Annotated in this window: 17 protein-coding genes and 1 pseudogene; 3 read left to right on the forward strand and 15 right to left on the reverse strand. The window is 41.5% G+C overall.

Annotated features, from left to right (window positions below; all coding sequences use genetic code 11):
- Nucleotides 1-47: 47 nt before the first annotated feature.
- The 3 genes and pseudogenes from MNQ98_RS15755 to MNQ98_RS15765 all read right to left on the reverse strand — a co-directional run.
- Complete coding sequence (locus MNQ98_RS15755) at nucleotides 48-3,176, reverse strand: efflux RND transporter permease subunit (RefSeq protein ID WP_241929108.1); 3,129 nt, start codon at nucleotides 3,174-3,176, stop codon at nucleotides 48-50.
- Nucleotides 3,173-4,519 carry an efflux RND transporter periplasmic adaptor subunit gene (locus tag MNQ98_RS15760; RefSeq protein WP_241929109.1) on the reverse strand — a complete coding sequence of 449 codons (1,347 nt, stop codon included), beginning with the start codon at nucleotides 4,517-4,519 and terminating at the stop codon, nucleotides 3,173-3,175. Before MNQ98_RS15760 ends, MNQ98_RS15755 begins: the two co-directional genes overlap by 4 nt.
- A gap of 316 nt (nucleotides 4,520-4,835) precedes the next feature.
- Nucleotides 4,836-4,958 (reverse strand): annotated as a pseudogene (locus tag MNQ98_RS15765) (agmatine deiminase family protein); the annotation flags it as partial.
- A 343-nt stretch (nucleotides 4,959-5,301) separates the two neighbouring features.
- Between MNQ98_RS15765 and MNQ98_RS15770 the strand changes: the two are divergent.
- Nucleotides 5,302-6,024, forward strand: coding sequence for an SDR family NAD(P)-dependent oxidoreductase (locus tag MNQ98_RS15770; protein ID WP_241929110.1), 723 nt, complete (start codon nucleotides 5,302-5,304; stop codon nucleotides 6,022-6,024).
- A 151-nt stretch (nucleotides 6,025-6,175) separates the two neighbouring features.
- On the opposite strand, the gene MNQ98_RS15775 is transcribed toward MNQ98_RS15770, so the two are convergent.
- The 10 genes from MNQ98_RS15775 to MNQ98_RS15815 form a co-directional block, all read right to left on the reverse strand.
- Nucleotides 6,176-6,931 (reverse strand): class I SAM-dependent DNA methyltransferase, encoded by a 756-nt coding sequence (locus MNQ98_RS15775; RefSeq protein ID WP_241929111.1) that lies wholly within the window; start codon nucleotides 6,929-6,931, stop codon nucleotides 6,176-6,178.
- 80 nt (nucleotides 6,932-7,011) lie between these two features.
- Nucleotides 7,012-7,794, reverse strand: coding sequence for an MFS transporter (locus MNQ98_RS15780; RefSeq protein WP_347272213.1), 783 nt, complete (start codon nucleotides 7,792-7,794; stop codon nucleotides 7,012-7,014).
- The gene (locus tag MNQ98_RS29910; RefSeq protein ID WP_481856643.1) at nucleotides 7,794-8,069 is read right to left on the reverse strand and encodes an MFS transporter; all 276 of its coding nucleotides are present in this window, start codon (nucleotides 8,067-8,069) and stop codon (nucleotides 7,794-7,796) included. Before MNQ98_RS29910 ends, MNQ98_RS15780 begins: the two co-directional genes overlap by 1 nt.
- Nucleotides 8,070-8,329: 260 nt before the next feature.
- Complete coding sequence (gene trxA / locus MNQ98_RS15785; RefSeq protein ID WP_241929112.1) at nucleotides 8,330-8,647, reverse strand: thioredoxin; 318 nt, start codon at nucleotides 8,645-8,647, stop codon at nucleotides 8,330-8,332.
- 163 nt (nucleotides 8,648-8,810) lie between these two features.
- Nucleotides 8,811-9,737, reverse strand: a complete 927-nt coding sequence (locus tag MNQ98_RS15790; RefSeq protein WP_241929113.1) for an NAD(P)/FAD-dependent oxidoreductase — start codon at nucleotides 9,735-9,737, stop codon at nucleotides 8,811-8,813.
- Nucleotides 9,738-9,864: 127 nt separating this feature from the next.
- Entirely contained in the window at nucleotides 9,865-10,251 is a 387-nt protein-coding gene (locus MNQ98_RS15795; protein ID WP_241929114.1) for an Rrf2 family transcriptional regulator, read from the reverse strand.
- A gap of 439 nt (nucleotides 10,252-10,690) precedes the next feature.
- Entirely contained in the window at nucleotides 10,691-12,550 is a 1,860-nt protein-coding gene (locus tag MNQ98_RS15800) for a M56 family metallopeptidase (RefSeq protein WP_241929115.1), read from the reverse strand.
- Nucleotides 12,550-12,960, reverse strand: coding sequence for a BlaI/MecI/CopY family transcriptional regulator (locus MNQ98_RS15805; RefSeq protein WP_241929116.1), 411 nt, complete (start codon nucleotides 12,958-12,960; stop codon nucleotides 12,550-12,552). Before MNQ98_RS15805 ends, MNQ98_RS15800 begins: the two co-directional genes overlap by 1 nt.
- 466 nt (nucleotides 12,961-13,426) lie before the next feature.
- Complete coding sequence (locus MNQ98_RS15810) at nucleotides 13,427-13,693, reverse strand: InlB B-repeat-containing protein (protein WP_241929117.1); 267 nt, start codon at nucleotides 13,691-13,693, stop codon at nucleotides 13,427-13,429.
- Between the two features lie 632 nt (nucleotides 13,694-14,325).
- On the reverse strand, nucleotides 14,326-14,841 hold the full coding sequence (locus MNQ98_RS15815; RefSeq protein ID WP_241929118.1) for a TetR/AcrR family transcriptional regulator: 516 nt from the start codon (nucleotides 14,839-14,841) through the stop codon (nucleotides 14,326-14,328).
- Nucleotides 14,842-14,955: 114 nt separating this feature from the next.
- Here MNQ98_RS15815 and MNQ98_RS15820 point away from each other — a divergent pair, with 114 nt between their 5' ends.
- A complete protein-coding gene (locus tag MNQ98_RS15820; protein ID WP_241929119.1) occupies nucleotides 14,956-15,909 on the forward strand; it encodes an alpha/beta fold hydrolase in 954 nt (317 codons plus the stop codon).
- A 152-nt stretch (nucleotides 15,910-16,061) separates the two neighbouring features.
- On the opposite strand, the gene MNQ98_RS15825 is transcribed toward MNQ98_RS15820, so the two are convergent.
- Both MNQ98_RS15825 and MNQ98_RS15830 read right to left on the reverse strand, forming a co-directional pair.
- A complete protein-coding gene (locus tag MNQ98_RS15825; protein ID WP_241929120.1) occupies nucleotides 16,062-17,129 on the reverse strand; it encodes a HAMP domain-containing sensor histidine kinase in 1,068 nt (355 codons plus the stop codon).
- The gene (locus MNQ98_RS15830; RefSeq protein ID WP_241929121.1) at nucleotides 17,126-17,800 is read right to left on the reverse strand and encodes a response regulator transcription factor; all 675 of its coding nucleotides are present in this window, start codon (nucleotides 17,798-17,800) and stop codon (nucleotides 17,126-17,128) included. Before MNQ98_RS15830 ends, MNQ98_RS15825 begins: the two co-directional genes overlap by 4 nt.
- A gap of 150 nt (nucleotides 17,801-17,950) precedes the next feature.
- Here MNQ98_RS15830 and MNQ98_RS15835 point away from each other — a divergent pair, with 150 nt between their 5' ends.
- Nucleotides 17,951-20,323: an ABC transporter ATP-binding protein/permease gene (locus MNQ98_RS15835; RefSeq protein WP_241929122.1), complete on the forward strand. Its 2,373-nt coding sequence runs from the start codon at nucleotides 17,951-17,953 to the stop codon at nucleotides 20,321-20,323.
- The last annotated feature ends 60 nt before the right edge of the window (nucleotides 20,324-20,383 follow it).

Here is a 20,383-nt window from a genome sequence, read left to right on the forward strand (position 1 = left end):
GCGAGGGCAGACGGATTGTGACGCCGCCCCCCCGCCCTGCAAACTTGTTAAACTGATAAATTTTGCTGACTGCTGTTTTCTTTCCTGAATTGCCGTTCCTGTTTACGCTGCTGCCGCTTCAATTTATAGCGCGCCATGGCCAGATACAAGGATGGAACGACGAACAAGGTCAGTATGGTAGAGAAAATAAGACCAAAGATAATCGTATTCGCCATCGGACGGAACAAAATATCGCCAATCAGTGCGATCGGAATCATGCCTACAATTGCAGTCAAAGAAGTGAGCAGAATAGGGCGGAAACGTGCCGCGGTAGCTTGAATGACCGCCTCTTCCAACTCGACCCCTTCATGCCGTGCGTCTTCAATGAACTCTATCAGTACAATTCCGTTACGCACTACGATACCTGCCAAAGCAATAATCCCCATCACACTCATAAAGCCAATCGGTATTCCCGTAATAAAGATACCGATAATTCCGCCTGCCGCCGCCAAAAAAACGGTAGTCATTATGATGATCGGAATGGAGATCGAGTAAAATTGCATCGTAATCAACATCAGAATGAGGAATACAACGACGATAAACAATCCGCCTAACTCTGTAAATATTTTATCCTGTTCTGATGTTTCCCCGCCAATAGCCCAACTGTAACCTTCCGGGAAAGAAATCTCATTCAGTTTTCCGGTAATTTCCTCCATTACCTCTGTCGCCGTACGTCCTTTCACGTCGGCATCAACCGTAATCGTACGCGCCAAATTATAATGTTTAATTGACTGCGCCGAGAAGGCCGGCTTGAGCGTAGCCAACTGTGACAACGGAATTTGTTCTCCTGCTGAGTTCGTCACATTCAGGTGATGGAAGAGCTCGTTCGGATCCCCAACTTCTTTTTCTACGAACAACCTGATACTTATTAGATTTTTCCCTGTATTGTACTGACTGGTCGTAATACCGTCGCTTGCAAGCAACAACGTACGTGTCAAGTTTGCATACGACACCATATATTTATCCATTGCCTGCTTGTTGATATCGAACTCCAGTCCGTACTGTTGGATGCCCATATCGTCTTTCACGTTGAAGGTTCCGCCCGTGTTCACGATCAGACCTTTCACTTGCTGCGCCAGTTTCTGCAGTTGTTCCATGTTCTCTCCCGCGATACGAATGGAAACCGGCTTGCCTACAGCGATACCTGACGAAGGTGCTTTGGCCGCTATCGATGCCCCAGGATACTCTTTTTTCAACTTTTCATTCCATTCCCGAATCGTTGTGTCAAGAAGATCAGCTCCTTCTTTTTTCAACCTCACCATTACATGTCCTGTTGTCGCGGAGAAGAGTCCGGTAGTATCCCCTTCTATATCAAAAAACAACTGTGGCGCTTCGCCACCGGCACTGAATGAAGATGCATCCACTTCTTTCTGTTTTCCTACCCAACCCCCTATTTCGTTGACAAGCCGATCTGTTTCTTGCAACGAAGTTCCTGTCGGCGTTCTGACACTAATTGCAAACTCCGGCCGCTCAGATTCCGGGAACAGCTCGACAGGAACGAACAAGGCTAAAGAATAGGCGGCTGTCCCGATCAATAAGCCGGATAGACCTATGAGTAACGGACGTTTTATTACTCTAGTCATCAATTTTCCGGAATACAAACGCCCTAACGCTTCGATTTGATTACTTAATAAACCAGGCTTGGAACGCGTCGAGGTCGCTCGGGCTTGTCTTTTGTTCTCATACCATTCGCGGAAAATTGGAATGATCGTCAATGACATCACCATCGATGCTAGCATCGTCAATGAAATGACGATAGGAATAGGTTTAATAAATGCGCCGATGTCTCCCTTCAAAAATATCAATGGAGCAAAGGCGGAAATAGTCGCCAATGTGGCCGTCAAAATGGAAATCGCAACTTCCTTCGTCCCTTTAATCGCCGCTGTACGCGGATCTTCCCCCAGATCCGTCAATCGCCGCTCAATATTGTCATTGACGACGACCGCATCATCAACCAATATTCCGAGTACAATAATAAGTCCAATAACGGAAATTTCATTAAGCGTAACATTCAGAAGTGGTAAAAAGAGCAAACCGATAGCAACCGAAATCGGAATAGCCATCGCTACAAAGGAGGCTGTAAGTAAATTCATTCCGAGCATGCATACGATAATAACCGCAGCGATAGCGATAAGCACTTCCTTCTTTAGATTGGCGAATATTTCATCTACCCGATCTTTTTGTGCAAATAGACTAATAAACTTGGCATGGGATGGAAGACTCTTCTTCAACTGTTCGAGCTTTTCATGGACGCGCTTGTTCATCGTCGGCACGTCGCTGCCCGTTTCAGCACCGATACTAATCGTCACAACAGGCTTGCCGTTATAATAGGCAAAATACTCTGACTTGGCGTGAGTGAACTCTACCGTCGCGATATCATTCAAATAGACAGGAGCCCCGGACTGCGACCTCGTCACAAGCAGATTGTTCAAAATGTCAAGATGATCGACATCCTTGACAATCAGCTGATAGCTCCTGTTATTGAAGCTGATGGCCCCCGTAGGAACCCGCTGCTTCTCTCCCTCCACCGCGACTAATACTTGTTCCCAACTAATGTGATACTGCTGCAGTTTACTGCTATCGACGCTAACATGAATTTCTTGCTTCGGAATTCCTTTCAGTTCTACTTTGGCAACGCCAGGAAGCGCCCGCAGCTGATCTCTCCAATTCGTCATCAGTTCATTGAGTTTGTACAGGTCTTCCTTGCTCTCGGCGGTAACGGCATACGAACCGATGAAGGAACTCGCCAGGTCGTCATTAACTTCCGGAATTTTTGAGCCTTCCGGCAATTCCCCCCTCACATCTTGCACGTTTTTACGCAGTTTATCCCATACTTCTTTCGTATTCGCATCATCATGCGCTTTAATGACGATTAAAGAATAGCCTTCGGATGAAGTGGAATTAATCTCCTTAACCCCTTGAATTTCCTTCACTTTCTGCTCAAGGATTTTCGTTACCGTCTGCTCTATTTTTTGAGCGGAAGCTCCAGGGTAAATCGTCGTAATCGTCGCGTATTTGATAACGATATCCGGCATTTCCTGCTGAGGGAGTCTAACAAAGCTGAACGCCCCGACTACCATGGCCATAATAAAAAATAACAATGTAATTTTTCGTTTCTTAACCAAGTATTCGATCATTGGGCAGCTCCTTCAGCGGCTTCAATTTTATCGCCGTCAAACAGCATGTCGGCGCCTTTCGTAACAATTTGCTCGCCTACTTTCAGTCCGCCGCTTATTTCCATCTGATTGTTCACTACGCTTCCGCCTAATTGAACAATGGTTTTTACCGCCTTCCCCTTCTCCAACTTAAAAACATAAGGTTTATTGCCATCACTGATTACGGCTTCCACTGGAACCAGAATGGCGTCCCGGCCCGATTGATGCAATCCGACTTTGACTACTTGCCCGGGGGACCAGCCCAGCTTCGCATTTTTAATGACAATTTCCCCATTAATCGTTCCGGTTGTCGCATTCGTCAGCGGATAAATTTTCTTGACAATTCCTTTCGTTACCTGACCATACAGACTGACATCGACTGCGGTGCCCTTCTCCCACTGCTTCGCCTCACTATCCGGCAAAGGCAGCAGCACCTTCAATTCATCCACTTTACCTAACGTGTACACAGGCTGACCTTCCGCAGACAATTCTCCATTATTGAATGCCTTCGCCAATATGACCCCGTCAAATCGCGATATTAGTGTAGTCTTGGACAAGGCCAATTCAGCTTGCTGCTTCGTAGCAAGCGCAGCATTATAAGCAGCAGACGCCTGCTTCTTGGCCGCAATGCTCGCCAATTTGCCTGAAGTCGCTTCATCCAACACTCCGGATGCAGCCTGAATCTGCTCTTTCGTTGCGCCTTCTTGCATTTCGGATAGAGAGGATTCCGCATCTCTGACTGCATTCTGAGCATTCGTCAGCGTTAATTGAGCGTTCTCGTTGTCACTTCGGGACACCAATCCTTGATCGTACAGACTTTGTAAGCGTTCAGCATCGATTTGAGCTTTCTCGTTTGCGGCCTGGGCCAAAGCCAGCGTGTTCTCCATTCTCTCTCGCTGCTGCTTCCGTGCGCCTTTCTTTATTTCCAGCAAATTCGCTTCAGCGCTTTTTACTTGCGCAGTGGACACACGGATGGATGCTTTGGCGCTTTCCAGAGCGGCCTTGGCCTGCGCGACACCCTGAATTGCCTCATCTAATTGAAGACGATATTGACGAGTATCCAGCTTGGCAAGCACATCCCCATTCTTAACGACGTCTCCGATCTGAACATTGGTTTCCAAGATTCGTCCAGGAACCTCGAAGGCCGCAGACATCTCGTTCACCGGCTCCAATGTGCCTGACAGCGTATAATTCGTCGTCAGCGGCTGCTTGCTTATCGTGTCAACACCTACCACTCTTCTTTGCGTGGCCTGTTCTTCTACGTTGCCCTGTGTCTTTGTATTCGAGCATGCTACAGCTGCCACACTACATAAAATTAATAGCATCGTTGCTATCCCCCGTCTACGCACGACTCCACCCTCTCCTCTATACATTTTATTTATTTACCATCCAATTCAACTTTCGTGCATCTAAATACCAAGTAAATTCTTAGTACTAAACCTCACCTGAACTGTATGTAACGAAAGTTGAAATATATATGTGTTCATATTAATCTCTAGGCCAGACCTAGAGTCAAACGAAATGATCTAGCCTTGAAATGGAGTTATTCCTATTTAGCCGAGCACAGTTAAACGTATACTAGCAAAAAAGACAATCCCCCCATGTCCGTCAACTAGGCGAACATGGGGGGATACCTTTTATTTATTCCACTCTCGTTAATACTTGAATCATTCCGCCATCCTTATAAAGCTCTCTTACATCAATACCAACCACTTTACGTTCAGAATATAATTTTTGAATAATATCGTTAGCTATTCTATCATTACCGCTTCGAATAAGTCAGGATTCCTGTTTTCATTCACTACAGCGCTTCTGGCAGGTACCATTACCGTCTAGTTCGATAGCTACGCCCTCATTTATAGAAAAGTCGAATCGTACGGATAAGGCCTAGAATAATTCCCATGAAAGAGAAAGGTTTGAATGTCACGGAGATTTACTGAGGAAGTTGAGGAAAAAACGATTATAGTCCTGGAGGCAATTAGGTATTACATAAAATTGGTAACCCATCTTAGGCGAACCTGTTGTACTAATTACAGCCTAGTTAGTTGTTACTTATCTTAATAATAATTATAATTAAGAAGTATAGCTATTTATAAGGAGTGATTGAATGAGTAAGAACTTTATTATATTTGGAGCAAGCCATGGGCTAGGCGATGCATTTGTAAAAGGCTTACCCACCAAGGGAGATACAGTATGGATGGTATCACGCACACGACCAAGCAGTTTAGATATAAATGATGGCGTAAATCGTAAATGGCTCACCATTGATTTATCTAGTCAACAACAAATTCCTTCTTTACAAGAAACTTTAAAAAACATTGCTATTGATGTATTAATTTATAATGTCGGAGTATGGGAAAAGCGTGGTTTTGAAGATGACTATACGTTTGATAAGGATGAAGTTGGAGATATTTCGAACATAATTAATATTAATTTAACTTCCACTATTACATATATTCAGGCGCTTTTACCTAATTTAAGACAGGCGAATAACGGAAAAATTATTTTAATTGGTTCAACAGCAGGTTTAGATCATACGAATAATGCACAAGTTTCGTTTGTCACATCTAAATTTGGATTGCGTGGTATTACAAATGCTTTGCGTGAGCACGTGAGGAAAGATAAGATCTCTGTAACGTGTATTAATCCAGGAGAGCTTGCTGCTGAAGTCCCTTATGAAGAAGGTGTAGAAAAGGCAATTACGTTGTATGAAGGTACTCGTATTCCTGTTCAAGACATTGTAGCCATTGTCCAATGCGTTATTAATTTATCGCCTGTTTCATGTGTAAAGGAAATAAATATTCCTGCCATAACAGACTTAAATGCATGATTGTATAGCAAATGAATAGAGTTTTTCGGTATATTATAAAAATGAATCATTCGGTACTAAATACAGCTCGCATTTTGATCAATTTTTTTTCAAAATGCGAGCTATTTGATATGCCTAGAATCAATGATTGTAGATATCTTTCAATCAATCTTTAGTTCTTTTGTTCCTCCTTCCTACAAACGGTAATAATGGATGAGGATAAAGTAGATAACGGAGTTTTATCCCAGTCTGAATATTGGTTTTCAATACAGAATCCGTGGCTTGTTAACATAGACTTAAGAGTATTATTATCAGTAAAACGACATGCAATTCGGGAAGTAGATTTCTTATATCCCCAATCACGGAAAGTAACCCAGTGCATGATATGATTTCTTTCATCATAAGATTGCGTTCCAGATACCTTCACGAGAATTCCATCCATATCGATAAATTGTCCCCAAGTTGTTTCTTCTTCGCTTGATAAGTCAGTTCCCATAGGGTTACGTGTTTCAAAAGCAAATACCCCATTAGGTTTTAAATGCATATAAACGGTTTTGAGCAAGCCGATTTGATCTTCATCACTCAGAAATGCTTGAAATGCATTTCCTGTTAAATAAATCATCGAAAAACGCTTCTCCGATTTAAATGTCCGAGCATCCCCTTCAAGAAAAATTGCAGACAAACCTTTTGCTTTAATCCGCGCATATTCAAGCATTGTTGAAGAAATATCAACACCAGTAATATTTATACCAGACTGTGATAAAGGTATTGTTGTTAATCCTGTACCACATGCAAGCTCTAGAACTTCTCCTGGGTTCGATTTAGCAAGTTCAAGATAAAAATTGTATTTTTCAATCTCACCACCGAATTCTAGATCATAGTTTACGGGGTCTCGATATTCTTCGAGATTATTGTGCTCGCTTAGCATAGTATCACCCACCATTAACAAATATTCTCAAGTAATATGACTCTCATGATAGCATCTATAACGGATTTTTTAAAGTGTATTCATAATGGTGCTATAGATTTCTCCTGATCTGTAACAAGATTATCAACCACTGGTGATACACGTTTAACAAAAAATGTAGCCAGGAATCCCAGCAGTAAGCAGCGTGCCAAGATTGAGAAAGTGAGGATATAATTACCCGTTTGGAGCAGCTGAATGACTAGGATTGGACCAATCGTAGCACCTAAATTCACTACAACCGTATAAATAGAAATCGCGGCACCTCTTGAGCCTCCCCCTAGTTCACCGACCAGTGAAACCAATGAAGGGATGGCGATTGCAATGCCGGATACAAATACGACGCTCATCACAATTATAAACACCATGTTTGTTCCAAGTCCTATCAAAATCAATCTGCTCGCAGCTAGGATTATTGCGCTTCTAAGTACGGATATCATGCCAAATCTCCTAACCAGACTACTCGCAAAAAGAGACATTAACATCCCTACGATCCCTACTGAACGCACATATAATATCTGTTGATTCGAGAAGCCGAAAAGAGAACTGCTTAAAAAGTCTCCCAATGCAGTGTACATGCCTACAAAAGAAAGCAGCATGACCAATGCGATTACATAGGCAAACCATAGCGATTTTTGTCCCAGCGTCTTTCTCATTTGTTTGAATGCTGCCGTAACACGAATTCCATTCGCCGGGAGGTTTGGTATAAAGAATATCATCAGTAGTATTAGTATAAGATAAATCGCTGCCAAAATGATGAACACATATTGCCAACCTAGATGAGACGTGACGAAGCTACTGTACACTTGCCCAATAATTCCAGCCATCAGAAACTTGTACTCATGCAGCTAACTGCAAATACCCTTTTATTTTGCGGGAACAATTCCATCACATAGGGAAGGACTACGGGAGAGAAAGTAGCTGCAGTCAAGCCTTGTATTCCTCTGAAAAGAATAACTGAGGATAAACTGCTTTGAAACCCTAGAAAGATAGTAACAATCGTTAACGCAGCTAATCCCCAAAGCATGATTTTTTTTCGGCCAAAGCGATCTGATAATGGTCCAAACAGTAAGCATCCAATAGCAAAACAAAGCGTAAACATGCTGATTATCCATACAGTTTCCCCTTCTGAAACCGAAAAACCCTATGAAAGCACGGGGATTAAGGGGATTGTAACATAGAAGCTTGACATAATTACCAATCCCGCAAAAAACAATAACAATATAATGAAAGAATTAGTAGGTTGTGCTGTTTTGTCTGACTTCTTCATTCATTTTATCTCCTCTTAAAATTTTACTACTCAACTTAACGAAAGCCGCGGATTGGGCCGGCGGCTTTCGTTGGGAGTTTTACGTTGTTTAATTATTTTTTGTCTGAAATGAACTGTTTTAATGTATCAATATGAACAGCTCCAACAATTTTATCGATCGGTTCACCATTTTTAAATAGAATCGTAGTTGGAAGGCTCATAATTCCATAATGAGCGGCAGTACTTGGTTGTTCGTCTACATTGATTTTTAGTACCCTCACTTCTTTGCTATACTCCTGATCGAACCTCTCGAGTATAGGTGCAAAAGCGCGGCAAGGTCCGCACCAAGGCGCCCAAAAATTAACTAATGTAAAACCTTCATTTTTCAAATCACTTTCAAATGTTGTATCCGTAGAGTGACAAATAGTCATGTATATCTTCCTCCATTTTATAATTTTTCACACATTTTCTACCAAGGATGAATCGACTGGCTCTCATCACCTCCTTAAACAACACGTTTGAAATCGTAAAGCTTTGCTACGTACATCCCCAATCCAACTCCATGAAGATATTAAAGACTTTTTATATCCGTAATTAACCCGTAGGTGAACTACCGCGATTTGTAAAGTCCTCCTCCGTCAAATCCATATTTACGCTCATAGCCGTTTGGCTGCCGTCCGCTGCAGCAAAAACCACTTGGGAAGGAGCCACGTACGAAGTATCTCCAGCGATATATAAACCAGGTATTGCGGACCTCCCCTTTCCGTCCGTTTTAATCCCGCCCGCAGCCGTCATTTCACAGCCTAATCGTTCTGCGAACGGAACGCTTTGCACAAACTTAGGAGTCACGAAGCCGCTAGCCCTCGGAATTTGAGTTCCGTCTGCAAAGCGAACATGTTCAAGCTGTCCATTCTGGCCAATGAAAGCTGCAATAGGTTGCTCCATTACTACAATATCCTTTGATTGAAGCTGCTTTTTGTGCTCATCTGACAGAGACGCCTTGCCGTTCGTACAGACAACCAAATCCTTGCTCCAATTGAGAAGCAGTTTGGCCGCATGAAATAGGTTTGGATATTCGGAAACAACAACAAGCGGTTGATCTTGAAGCTCCCAGCCGTCGCAATAGGGACAATTGAACAAGCTTTTCCCGTAAAGCGGATAAAAGCCTTCAATATCTGGATATATCTCCTTTACGCCTGTTGCCAAGATCAGTTTTCGCGCCTTAAGGTGAAGGCCAGCAGAATCAACTAACTCAAATCCGAATTGGGTAGTGTCAACGGAAACAACTTCGTTTTGAAGATGATCGACTAACGGATAACTTTTAACTTCCTCAAGAGCAATTCTGCGGAACTCGGCCGGCGTTACGCCGTCTCTCGTAATAAAGCCGTGAGACGCATGTGTAACAGCATTTCTGGGTCGATTGTTGTCAATGATAGCCACGCTTCTCCTTGCCCTTCCAAGGATGAGGGCTGCATTCAACCCGGCCGGTCCTCCACCAATAATGGCGCATTCGTAAATCATGATGCTCAGCTCCCTTATATAGACTTTAAAGACTCATTATGTCTATTATTAGATAAAAAATATTTTTATATGTATCAAACTGCTCTCCTCCTTTCAATATAAAATGGCTCAGCCTTAAACCTGCGTTTTACTTTTGGACCAGATCCGTCAACTTCGTGTTTTTAAGATGGCTTTCCATTTTTTCTTCCGCTTCCTTCATTACAGCTTGAATCGAGCATTCGTCGCCGTGGACAAAATCACATTCAAATAAGGATGCAGTGCCCTCAATAGCGTGGATAATATCCAAAAATGTAATATCGTCTTTCTTGCGAGATAAGCGATATCCTCCGTTGACTCCAGAAACAGACTCAATCATCCCTGCTTTCACGAGCCTTGTTAAAATTTTGGATAAATAGGTTGGTGAAACACCTTGTAATTCTGCTAACTGTTGAACACCAATCGGCTTAACTGGAGAAGCGTCAAGGAGCGCGAGCATGGTGTGCAAAGCATAATTCGTTGCTTTTGTAAATCTCAAGGTACCACCTCATTCAAAGACTTATTGTGTCTATAATATCCTCGAAATCACTAATGTGTCAAGTTGAACCTTTTCATTTTTCGCAATATATGCGGTTCGATGCTCACACTCATTGCCATCGCGTGTAGTGAGCCGCCGGTCCGTTCGGTTGCTGTCAACCGCTTGAAGAAGCGCAAATTGACTGCGTCATGGCGGACATGGACCGATAACGGGGAACGGTGGGATAACCGCCGTTTTTCGCCCCCCCCTCGATTGGCGTTAGACTTCTCGGGCTGTTGACGTGCCTGACACACAAGCGCTCACGACAATGACGGTGATTTTTCGCACCGACAAAGTACGTGAGCGCTGACCATTTCGTTCCGCATTTTGGTTATATCTATAACGTCTAATTCCACCCCCCGTTTGCCGCTTTAAGCCCAGACGTCAAGGACAGCACGTTTTAGTTGGCCAATGTAGGTCTTATTACCGTTTCTTCTACCAAGGTGCCCTTTTTGGTCGTGTGGTGATTGACGAAGCGGTAATTATTAGATTGATTATCCCACTTCACTTCTCTAAGTGTAGCCCCTTTGAAATTAGCGTCTTGATTCAAGACCGTTTTTGGCACTTGCGATTCAATTTCGTTCGCGTCGTCAAATTCCATGACTATCTGGCTTACACGTAAATCAGTTTTGTTTTGCGAAAAGTCGTTACTTAGTTGAACGGTAAAGTTCTTTCCAGTCAACGCATACGTTACAAGATCGCTTAATTTAGCATTCTTGTCATCATAGTGTCGATACATGATCACTTCTTTGTCAAATGCGTAGGTTATGTTTGGATACAGCTTTTTCAGCTCTTGAAGGGCCTTATCCTGATCCTTTTTACTGATTTTATCGAGTGGGAGCTTCTCGCTAACAGTTATATACTTAACGTCTTTAGTATCAAATAAGATTCCAAATTTTCCATCTACCGATTCAACTTCCGCAAACTCCGTGTCGACGGCATCATAACTGAACTCGCCAACATCCTGTAACTTGACCTCTTTCCCTACTACTTGCTTTAACACTTTTTGCAGCTTAGCGGCTACCGTTTGGTCGAGCTGAATCTTCTTCTTCTCTGGTTGCTGCTGATCTTGCGTAGCCTCTGCAGCTTTTGAATCCTGCTCTGCTTGCACGGAAGCCTTTTGCGGTATGCTCGCGGCGTTGCTTTCCTTAGCGTTTACCAACGTCACACTGCCAAGCGCGAGAATCATTCCCAACCCCAAAATGGACAGACCATAGGATTTTTTGTTGAATTGTTTAATCATTATAAGTCTCCTTTTCATTTCTTTATGTGTCGCGGACAAGCCGGCAAGCCCCGGTTGATGATGGCTGCCTGAAAAATGCTCCAGCACATGAATAATTGTTTGTCCGTATGCCCTATTTTTCTGCGGGCCCATCCGGTCCAAGACATATGCATCGCAGGCCATCTCCTGGTCCTGTCTTACTTTATGTACGGCAAGCCATATCATTGGATTAAACCAGTGGAGAATAAGGATGATGTGTATCATCCAATTCACGGCCACATCCCGCCGCTGAATATGTGCGAACTCATGCGCCAGAATATATTGAAGCTGCTCCTTCCTCAACGTGACGAGCAGTCTTGGCGAAATGACGACCGCAGGTTTACGAAAACCGACTACGGCAGGTCCGGGAATCCGTTCCGATGCTACAAACCGTACTTTACTATTTATTCCCAATAGCTGCTTCATCTCTTGAAACACTGCCGATAAAAATGGCGTTTCGATGGATCGGCCTGCACGCAGGGCTTGTTTCAATCGAAGGTGGTCGTATACCGTTTTCGCAGCAAGAAACAATACCCCCGAAAGCCATACCAGCATCAGTCCATTGGTAAATCCCAGTTGCTTGATCTGATTCCACCAGAAGCCACGCTCCTGCACGGTTCCCGATTCATGGGATGAAGCAGGCACTTCCGAAATTCCGCTTGTTTCCGGTTTTAAATAGCGCTCACCATGAACCGCCGTCTCGCTCGCTCTCCCCACTTCCTTCCAAACCGAAGGATCTTGGGTCTTCTGATGAATTCCGGGGGCTATGGCCTCCAGAGACAAAACATTGTACAGACTAAGCGAAGATTCCGGCGCCCAAGGAAGCAGCAGACGAATCGCCACAGGCAGCCAAATCAAATATTTCCATCTAGCTTCTAGCTTGTTTTTTAATAGAAACTGCAGGATCAGGACAAGTAGGACTAGTATGCCGGCCATAAATGATCCGCGGATCACCCAGCTAAAAATTGACAATAAACTTGAATGCAATGTCGGACTCATCAGCTATCTCTCTTTTTCGGATCGCCATCGCCGCGGTTTTCGTCAAATAAAGCCTTCAAATCCTCGATTTCCTGCGCATTTAGCTTTTTATCCTCTAAAAAATTGGCTAGCATTGGCTTTAATGCACCGCCATACAGCTTTTTCATAAAGGATGTGGTTTCAGACCGTAGATATTCCTGCTCGCTGATGATGGGGTAAAATAGCTGGGTCCGCTTCGAACCCTTTTCCAGCTTCGCCCCCACTGCTTCCTTCTGCACCAATCGATTCAGGAGTGTCCGCGTCGTGTTCGGGCTCCAGCCCATTTTCTCTGCCATCTGCCTTACGACTCCGCTAGAAGGGCAATCCGGATTTACCCATAACACGCGCATAATTTCCAGCTCTGCATCCGTAACCGCTGGTATTTGGTTCATGCATGTAACCTCCAAGGTCAATTTATCAGACTACGTATGTAGTTATAAATCCATCCTACATTTGTAGTTTGGTAATGTCAACATATTGTTACATGCAAAAATCCTTAATGTTGCATGGATACTTTTGATATTACGTTCATTTTGTATAGCTCCTCCCATATGATTATTATCCAAACTACACCCGTAGTCTACTTCTCATATACTACAGTTGTAGTTATGTGATGTCAATACCTTTGTTACAAAATCGCTTCATCGTTTTGGCTAAGAGCAAACAACAACAAGAAGCGCATGGAATCGGACAAGGGGTGGCTCACTCTAGTTGCCAACGCAAAAACACCTCCAAGGTTATCTCCATATCTTACGACATGGTTCGATTCTCTTGAAGGTGTTTTGATTTGTCTCATGTTATGGGGTCAGTCCCCACCGACGGCAACCCTCTTTCGAGAGCTTCTTTACCCGCTGCCACCTACTCGGCAGAAGACTCATCCGTAGACGAAATCCATTTTGCATAAAGAACCGTATTATCGGAGACGGTGCAGGTTTCAAAGTTCCAAACTGTCGTATAGCTTTCGTCTATATACCAGCCGCCGAATTTATATCCGTTCCTCGTCGGGTCCGTTGATGGTTTGGATGCAAGACCGCCAACAGGTACAGCCTGATGCTGAATATAGCTTCCTCCCTGACCCGTTTTAAACTCAACAGCCTTTAGGCCTTCATTCCCAATTTGATGCACACCGATGTCAAACACATCATGAGGTCGAATGGCGTTTCCAAAGAAGTCGCGTGTTAAAGGGAAAATTTTGCTTAGGTCCCGCCGTCCTTCAAGCGTTTGATCTGCTCGAAATCCAGCGCCTACAGCAATATTTGGGTCTGCTGACTTGAGCTTGAAGCCTGCCAGCTTAGAAACGTCAAATTCTGAGCGGGCAATCGCTTTGCCGATCCCAGTATTTCTCGAGTTGAACAGAACTGTATTCTTATCTCCGTTCTCAACAATGGTTCCATTGGTCGGAGAACTGAGTTACATCTTTAACAGAGCAATGACACAGTTATTTTGAATTCTAAAGAAAAAAGACGAAAGCAGTTTCCCGCTCCCGTCTTTAGTTTTCAGTCAGTGGAATCAAGTTCCGATGCGGAAGATGATTTATCATTATCACGCCGAAAAACATTATCAATATAATCTACTTGAAAAGCAAACAAACCGAGAGCGTTTTTAATTTATCTCGGTTTGTTTATATTTCTAAGTCATTCGCTTGTTTTAAGTATAAACATGAAAAAAGAATCGTTGTTGTCTGCTATAGTTTCTTGTGTCAAAAACGATATAGGTAGCATAACAGAGGTTTTTCATCATTCAATGCTCTAATTTTCTTATACTCTATTTTGTAAAAACTGTATACATATACTTGCTAATTCAGTGGGAGATTCTTTTGCTCCATTCTCTATCCATGTGTATAGCATTGACCAAAATATGCCAGTAGTAAACGCATTTGCATAAATTGCAGTGATATGATTAAATTCTTTGTCAGTTAAATAATCTTTATTAAGCTTAGGAACATACCTTTGATATTGCTTAAAAATATATAACATTAGTTCGTTGTTATACATAAGTTTAAGAAATGTTAAATGATTACCCCAAAATAAAAAATGATTATGAATTAGCACTTCATATTTAGAAGAAAAATAATTTTCTTGAAAGGAGGAATACTCTAAGAATAACAAATTTATAGATTCTTTAAGCACTTCTTCTTTATTTTTAAAATATCTATAAAAGGTTTTTCTTCCTACGTTAGCTTCCTGCGTGATTTGGGTAACAGTGATTAGTGAAAAGTCGTATTTTTCCATCACAGAAAATAGACCATTAATTATATCTTCTTTTTTCCCCATTTTCTCTCCTGACACACTTTCTACCAATGTGTTTCCATTGATTGCAAATCAATTATTACATATATAGACTATACTTATATGACACATCTGTGTCAATGAAAGTAGGGAGATAAAATGTATAATTACAGCAAATGGTATCCCATAAATGGTGTTAACCAATATGTTCAAGTAGTAAGTACTAATTTGGATAATCCTATTTTAATATATTTACATGGCGGACCTGGTGATGCGGCACTACCTCTTGTTGAGCATTTTAATTCAAATTTATCCGAAAACTATACTTTAATCATTTGGGAGCAAAGGGGTGCTGGAAAATCATACTATAGGTTTAGAGAAGATGAACATATTACTATTAATGATTTTGTTCTTGACTTGAAGGTCTTAATTGAAAAACTCCTTGTTGAATTCAAAAAAGAGAAAATATGCTTAATGGGACATTCATGGGGAAGCATTATTGGAATGAAATTCATTACTTCGTATCCAGAATTGATACATTTTTATATTGGAGTTGGACAAGTTATTTGTTCGCAAAAAATGTTTAAAAAAAGTAAAGAATACATTGTAAGTCATATTGATAATCATCGTCTTAAAAACAGAATTTCTTCTCTAAACACAAAGTTTAATCAAGATAATTGGTATTCTGATTTAATGTTTTTTATGAGTCAACTAATCAAGCAAGGTGTTTCTCTTTATGGAAAAAGTACGTATTTATCATTATATCGCTATTTTATTTTTTCCAAAAACTATTCATTAATGGATTGTATAAAACGACTAAAAGGTTCTGAGCAGTCCATAGTTAAGCTATGGCACGAAGTATCAGAAATTGATTTTTCTGCTTATAAAAATTTTAAGGTTCCAATAGCTTTTATCGAAGGTGAGTATGATTATCATGCTTCCTCCGAAATAGTTTTTGATTTTTATCGAAGTATTACATCTCCTAAAGTCTATTTCAGTATAAAAAACACCGCCCATTTTCCCCAGTGGACAAGGTCTGACACCTTTAATTTGATTGTAAATTCTTTGAATAGTTCTATTTTTTCAAACAGTAATGAAATAAAGGAATTCTAGTACTATATGTTCAGTATTTAGAAGAAGGTGACATGATTGGCGAGGGTCCCTTCCGATATAAAGAGTTTCGGGTCTATCGGCGAAAGTGATGTTTACCAATATACATTTACAAATACTTCAGCATTCTTGTGATTCACTTTATTCCATCTCTTTTATAAAGGCAATACAACGGTAAATATGCTGCCTTTACCCGATTGACTTTGAACGCCAACGTCACCACCACAAAGTTCCACTATGCGTTTTACAAGTGGAAGTCCAAGTCCGTATCCTGTTTTGGAATGAGAAGTATCGCCCTGATAAAATTTATCGAAAATATGAGCTTTAGTCTGATCGTCCATTCCAGATCCGTCATCCTGAATAACAAACCGAATCTCGTCATTTTCATATGCAAGGGTAATATGTATAAAGCCACCTTGATAGGAAAATTTAATGGCGTTATCTAAAAGGTTAAGCCATATCTGCTGTGTCAAATCTTCATTTCCGCTATAAATCACCTTATCTAAGTCCACATTTACGGTAATTTCTTTTGCAGACCATTTGGGCTCCATTAAAACGATAGACTTTCTAATTTGTTCATCCAGCCTGAACGGGGCTTTATCCGCAACAATTTCAAGGTTCTCGTATTTTGACAGAGTAAGAACATTGGTGGAAAGTGCAGCTAAACGCTCTGATTCCGTTATGATAATGTCAAGATACTCCCGTCGTTCTTCGTCCGAAAGATTATTTTCTTTGAGCAGTTTTGCAAAGCCACGTAAAGATACGATAGGTGTTTTAAATTCATGGGAAAAGTTGTTGACAAAATCGCTTCTCAGTGTTTCAATGCTCGAAAGTTCTTGTGTCATTTTATTAAAGCTCTGAGACAATTCTTCCAATTCTCCAATGCCTTTTAGATCTACCTTAACGCTAAAGTCTCCTCCGGCCACCTTATGTGTGGCATCAATTACCTTGCGGATGGGATTCAGCGCTTTTTTGCTGAGAAAGGCCGTAAGTGCAGTTCCAAGCAAAATGCAGAGACCAAAGGTTATAAATAACGGGAATAGAGGATTTCCATTGGTTCCTCTCGAATTCTGTGCAAAATGACCAGAAAGAGAAATAACGCCAATATGCTGTAATAGGACGACACTTCCTCCAATCAGCACAAATGTTGACACCATAACACCGAACACAAACATCACCAATGTTATAGCAAGACTCAATCGCTTCTTAAAAAATTCTCTCATGTTTTTTTCACCGCCTTATAGCCAAGACCCCGAACTGTAACAATATCAAACTCTGACCAATCTCGAAATCTGTCCCTCAAGCGGTTTATATGAACATTAAGTGTGTGGTCATCGGTTTCGGATTCCATTCCCCAAATCTCATCCATAAGTTGAAGACGGGTAAAAATCATATTCGGATAAGAAAGCAGCTTAAATAATAGGTAAAACTCTTTTTGCGGCAGTGTAATAACTTTATCCTCACGGGATACGGTGAGCGCATCATAATCGAGTACGACCTTGTCGACTGTTAGCTTGTGTTCACTGGCAATCTTTGCTCTGCGAAGAAGTGCCTTAATACGAAGTACCATCTCCTGCTCATCTACAGGTTTTGTCATATAATCATCCGTACCAACAAGAAAACCCTTCCTTTTGTCCTTTGGCTCCTGCTTAGCTGTAACCATCAAGATGGGCAGATTCTCCCATGAAAGCCGGAGTTGCCGTGTTAATTCATAGCCGTCCATATTCGGCATCATTAAATCAAGTACTACTAAATCAAAGTGCTGCTGTTCCATTAAATTAAGTGCGATGATGCCGTCCTCCGCCCAGTATGTTTCAAAACCGTTCTGTTTTAAAACGGCACACATTAACTTTCTGGTGTTAGTATCATCTTCTACGACTAATATTTTCAGCATATTCAATGCCTCCATTTGCCTTATTATTGCTAATTAATTTTACCTTCAAAAAGTAAACTGAAAATCAAGTGTATCGTTCCATCCAATTGATATTGAGTTTACTTTACACTGCTACCCTATTGGTGCACACAAAAAAATGGAGGAATGTTTATGCTGAAACTCAAACTGGAGAAAATTAAAAAAACATATAACAGCGGCGAAGTAGTTACCGCCTTAAAAAGTATATCACTTGGATTTCGAGAAAATGAACTTGTTTCCATACTCGGTCCGTCGGGCTGTGGTAAAACTACACTTCTTAATATTATTGGCGGTTTAGACCAGTATGATAGTGGCGATTTAATAATAAACGGTTTGTCCACAAAAGAATATAAGAACAGTGACTGGGATGCTTACCGTAACCGTTCTATAGGCTTTGTATTTCAAAGCTATAATTTAATCGGACATCAAACGGTATTGCAGAACGTTGAAATCGCCATGACTTTATCTGGCGTATCAACTTCCGAAAGAAAACAACGGGCGAAGCAGGCACTAATAGAAGTCGGGCTTGCAGACCATTTGAACAAGAAACCAAATCAATTGTCTGGCGGTCAAATGCAGCGTGTTGCCATAGCAAGGGCGCTCGTGAACGACCCCGATATTATCCTTGCGGATGAGCCGACCGGAGCACTTGACAGTCATACTAGTATTCAAGTCATGGATATTTTAAGGGAAGTGGCCAAAACACGTCTTGTTATCATGGTGACCCATAACGGTGAACTGGCAGAGGAATATTCAGACAGAATTATCCGTTTTTTAGACGGTGAAGTTCAGTCGGACAGTAATCCAATTGTGGAAGCTGAAACAGGAAAAGCATCCGTACAAACACCCGAAAAACAGAAGTTTAAGAAAACCTCCATGTCACTGATAACAGCAACGGTGCTTTCCTTTAAAAATCTACTGACAAAACGAGGCAGAACGCTTATTACAGCATTTGCAGGAAGCATTGGCATTATCGGTGTTGCGCTTGTTTTGGCTCTTTCTAACGGACTGTCTACCTATATGAGCAGTATGCAGTCCGATACACTGAGTAGCTTTCCCATCACCATCGGCACAGGCGAGCAAACCATAGATTTGACCGAACGTGGTCCTGGTGGTCTTGAAGGAAATAATGATGCTGCAGGATATACAGAATATCCGAATGATAACGTTATGTACTCCTATGACAGTGAGAAAAACAGTACAAAGCATAGCAATATCATTACCGAAGACTATCTTAATTATATCGGAAAACTTGAAACTGAATTACCTAATGCAGTCAACAACATTTCCTATATGCACGGAGTAAACATCAATTTGTTGGCAAAAGGAAAAGACACAGCCGTAAAGTTTGAAACAACTTCAGCTCCAAGCGGTATGGGAATGATGATGGGTAGCAATAGCACCTACTTGCAGGAGCTTCCTGAAAATAATGACTTTATTTTATCTCAATATGATTTAATTGGTGAAGGAAGCAGGATGCCTACAGGAAAAAACGAAGTCGTTTTAGTTATTGATAAATATAATCGCATTGACAAAGCATTTTTTGAAAAAGTTGGTATTACTGAGGATACCGAAAATTATAAGCTGACCGATTTTATTGGCAAAACAATTTTAAAAGTAATACCGAATGATGATTACTATACTAGGAATGGAGATTTATTCACTGCGGCTGCGCCTACAGATTATGAAAAACTGTATGACAGTGATACTGGAACAAAACTCACGATTACCGGCATTCTGCGTTCCAAACAGGATGTGTCAAGCAGCTATCTGTCACCGGGTATTGCATATACCACGGCTCTCACCGAAGATGTAGTTGAAGATGCACAAAAGAGCGAAATTGCAACCGCCCAAAAAGATTCGGATAAGGATGTTATGCTTGGCATTCCTTTAGACAATAAGGCGAAGGACAATGCATTGATAATGCTTGGAGCTGATTCCACTCCAACGGGTATCAATATTTATCCGAAAGATTACGAAAACAAAGACAAGATAAAGGAATACCTTGATGAATACAATGATGGTAAATCAGACGATGATAAACTGATTTATTCTGATATGGCGGAAATGATTTCTTCCATAACAGGAACACTACTTAATACCGTAACTTATGTTTTGACCGGATTTGCTGCTATTTCTCTCTTGGTTTCCACAATTATGATCGGTATCATAACGTATGTTTCGGTAATTGAGCGCACCAAAGAAATCGGCATCCTTCGCAGTGTGGGTGCACGTAAAAAAGACATTTCAAGGGTATTTAATGCGGAAACGCTGATTATTGGATTCACGGCAGGAATGATTGGGGTAGGTCTTTCATATCTGCTTCAGATACCGATCAATACCATTATATCTAATCTGACAGGAATTTCTGGAGTTGCAAATCTTAACCCACTTCATGCAGCAGTGCTGGTTGCCGGAAGTATGATACTCACCTTAATTGCTGGATTTATTCCATCAAGAATGGCTGCAAAGAAAGATCCAGTTGTTGCACTCCGAAGCGAATAGCATTCTTTAAAGGCCGCCTACCTGGCACGAATAAAGGAGGACACATATTATGACAATATG

This window comes from Paenibacillus sp. N3/727, from assembly GCF_022637315.1.
GTDB classification, from domain to species: domain Bacteria; phylum Bacillota; class Bacilli; order Paenibacillales; family Paenibacillaceae; genus Paenibacillus_AQ; species Paenibacillus_AQ uliginis.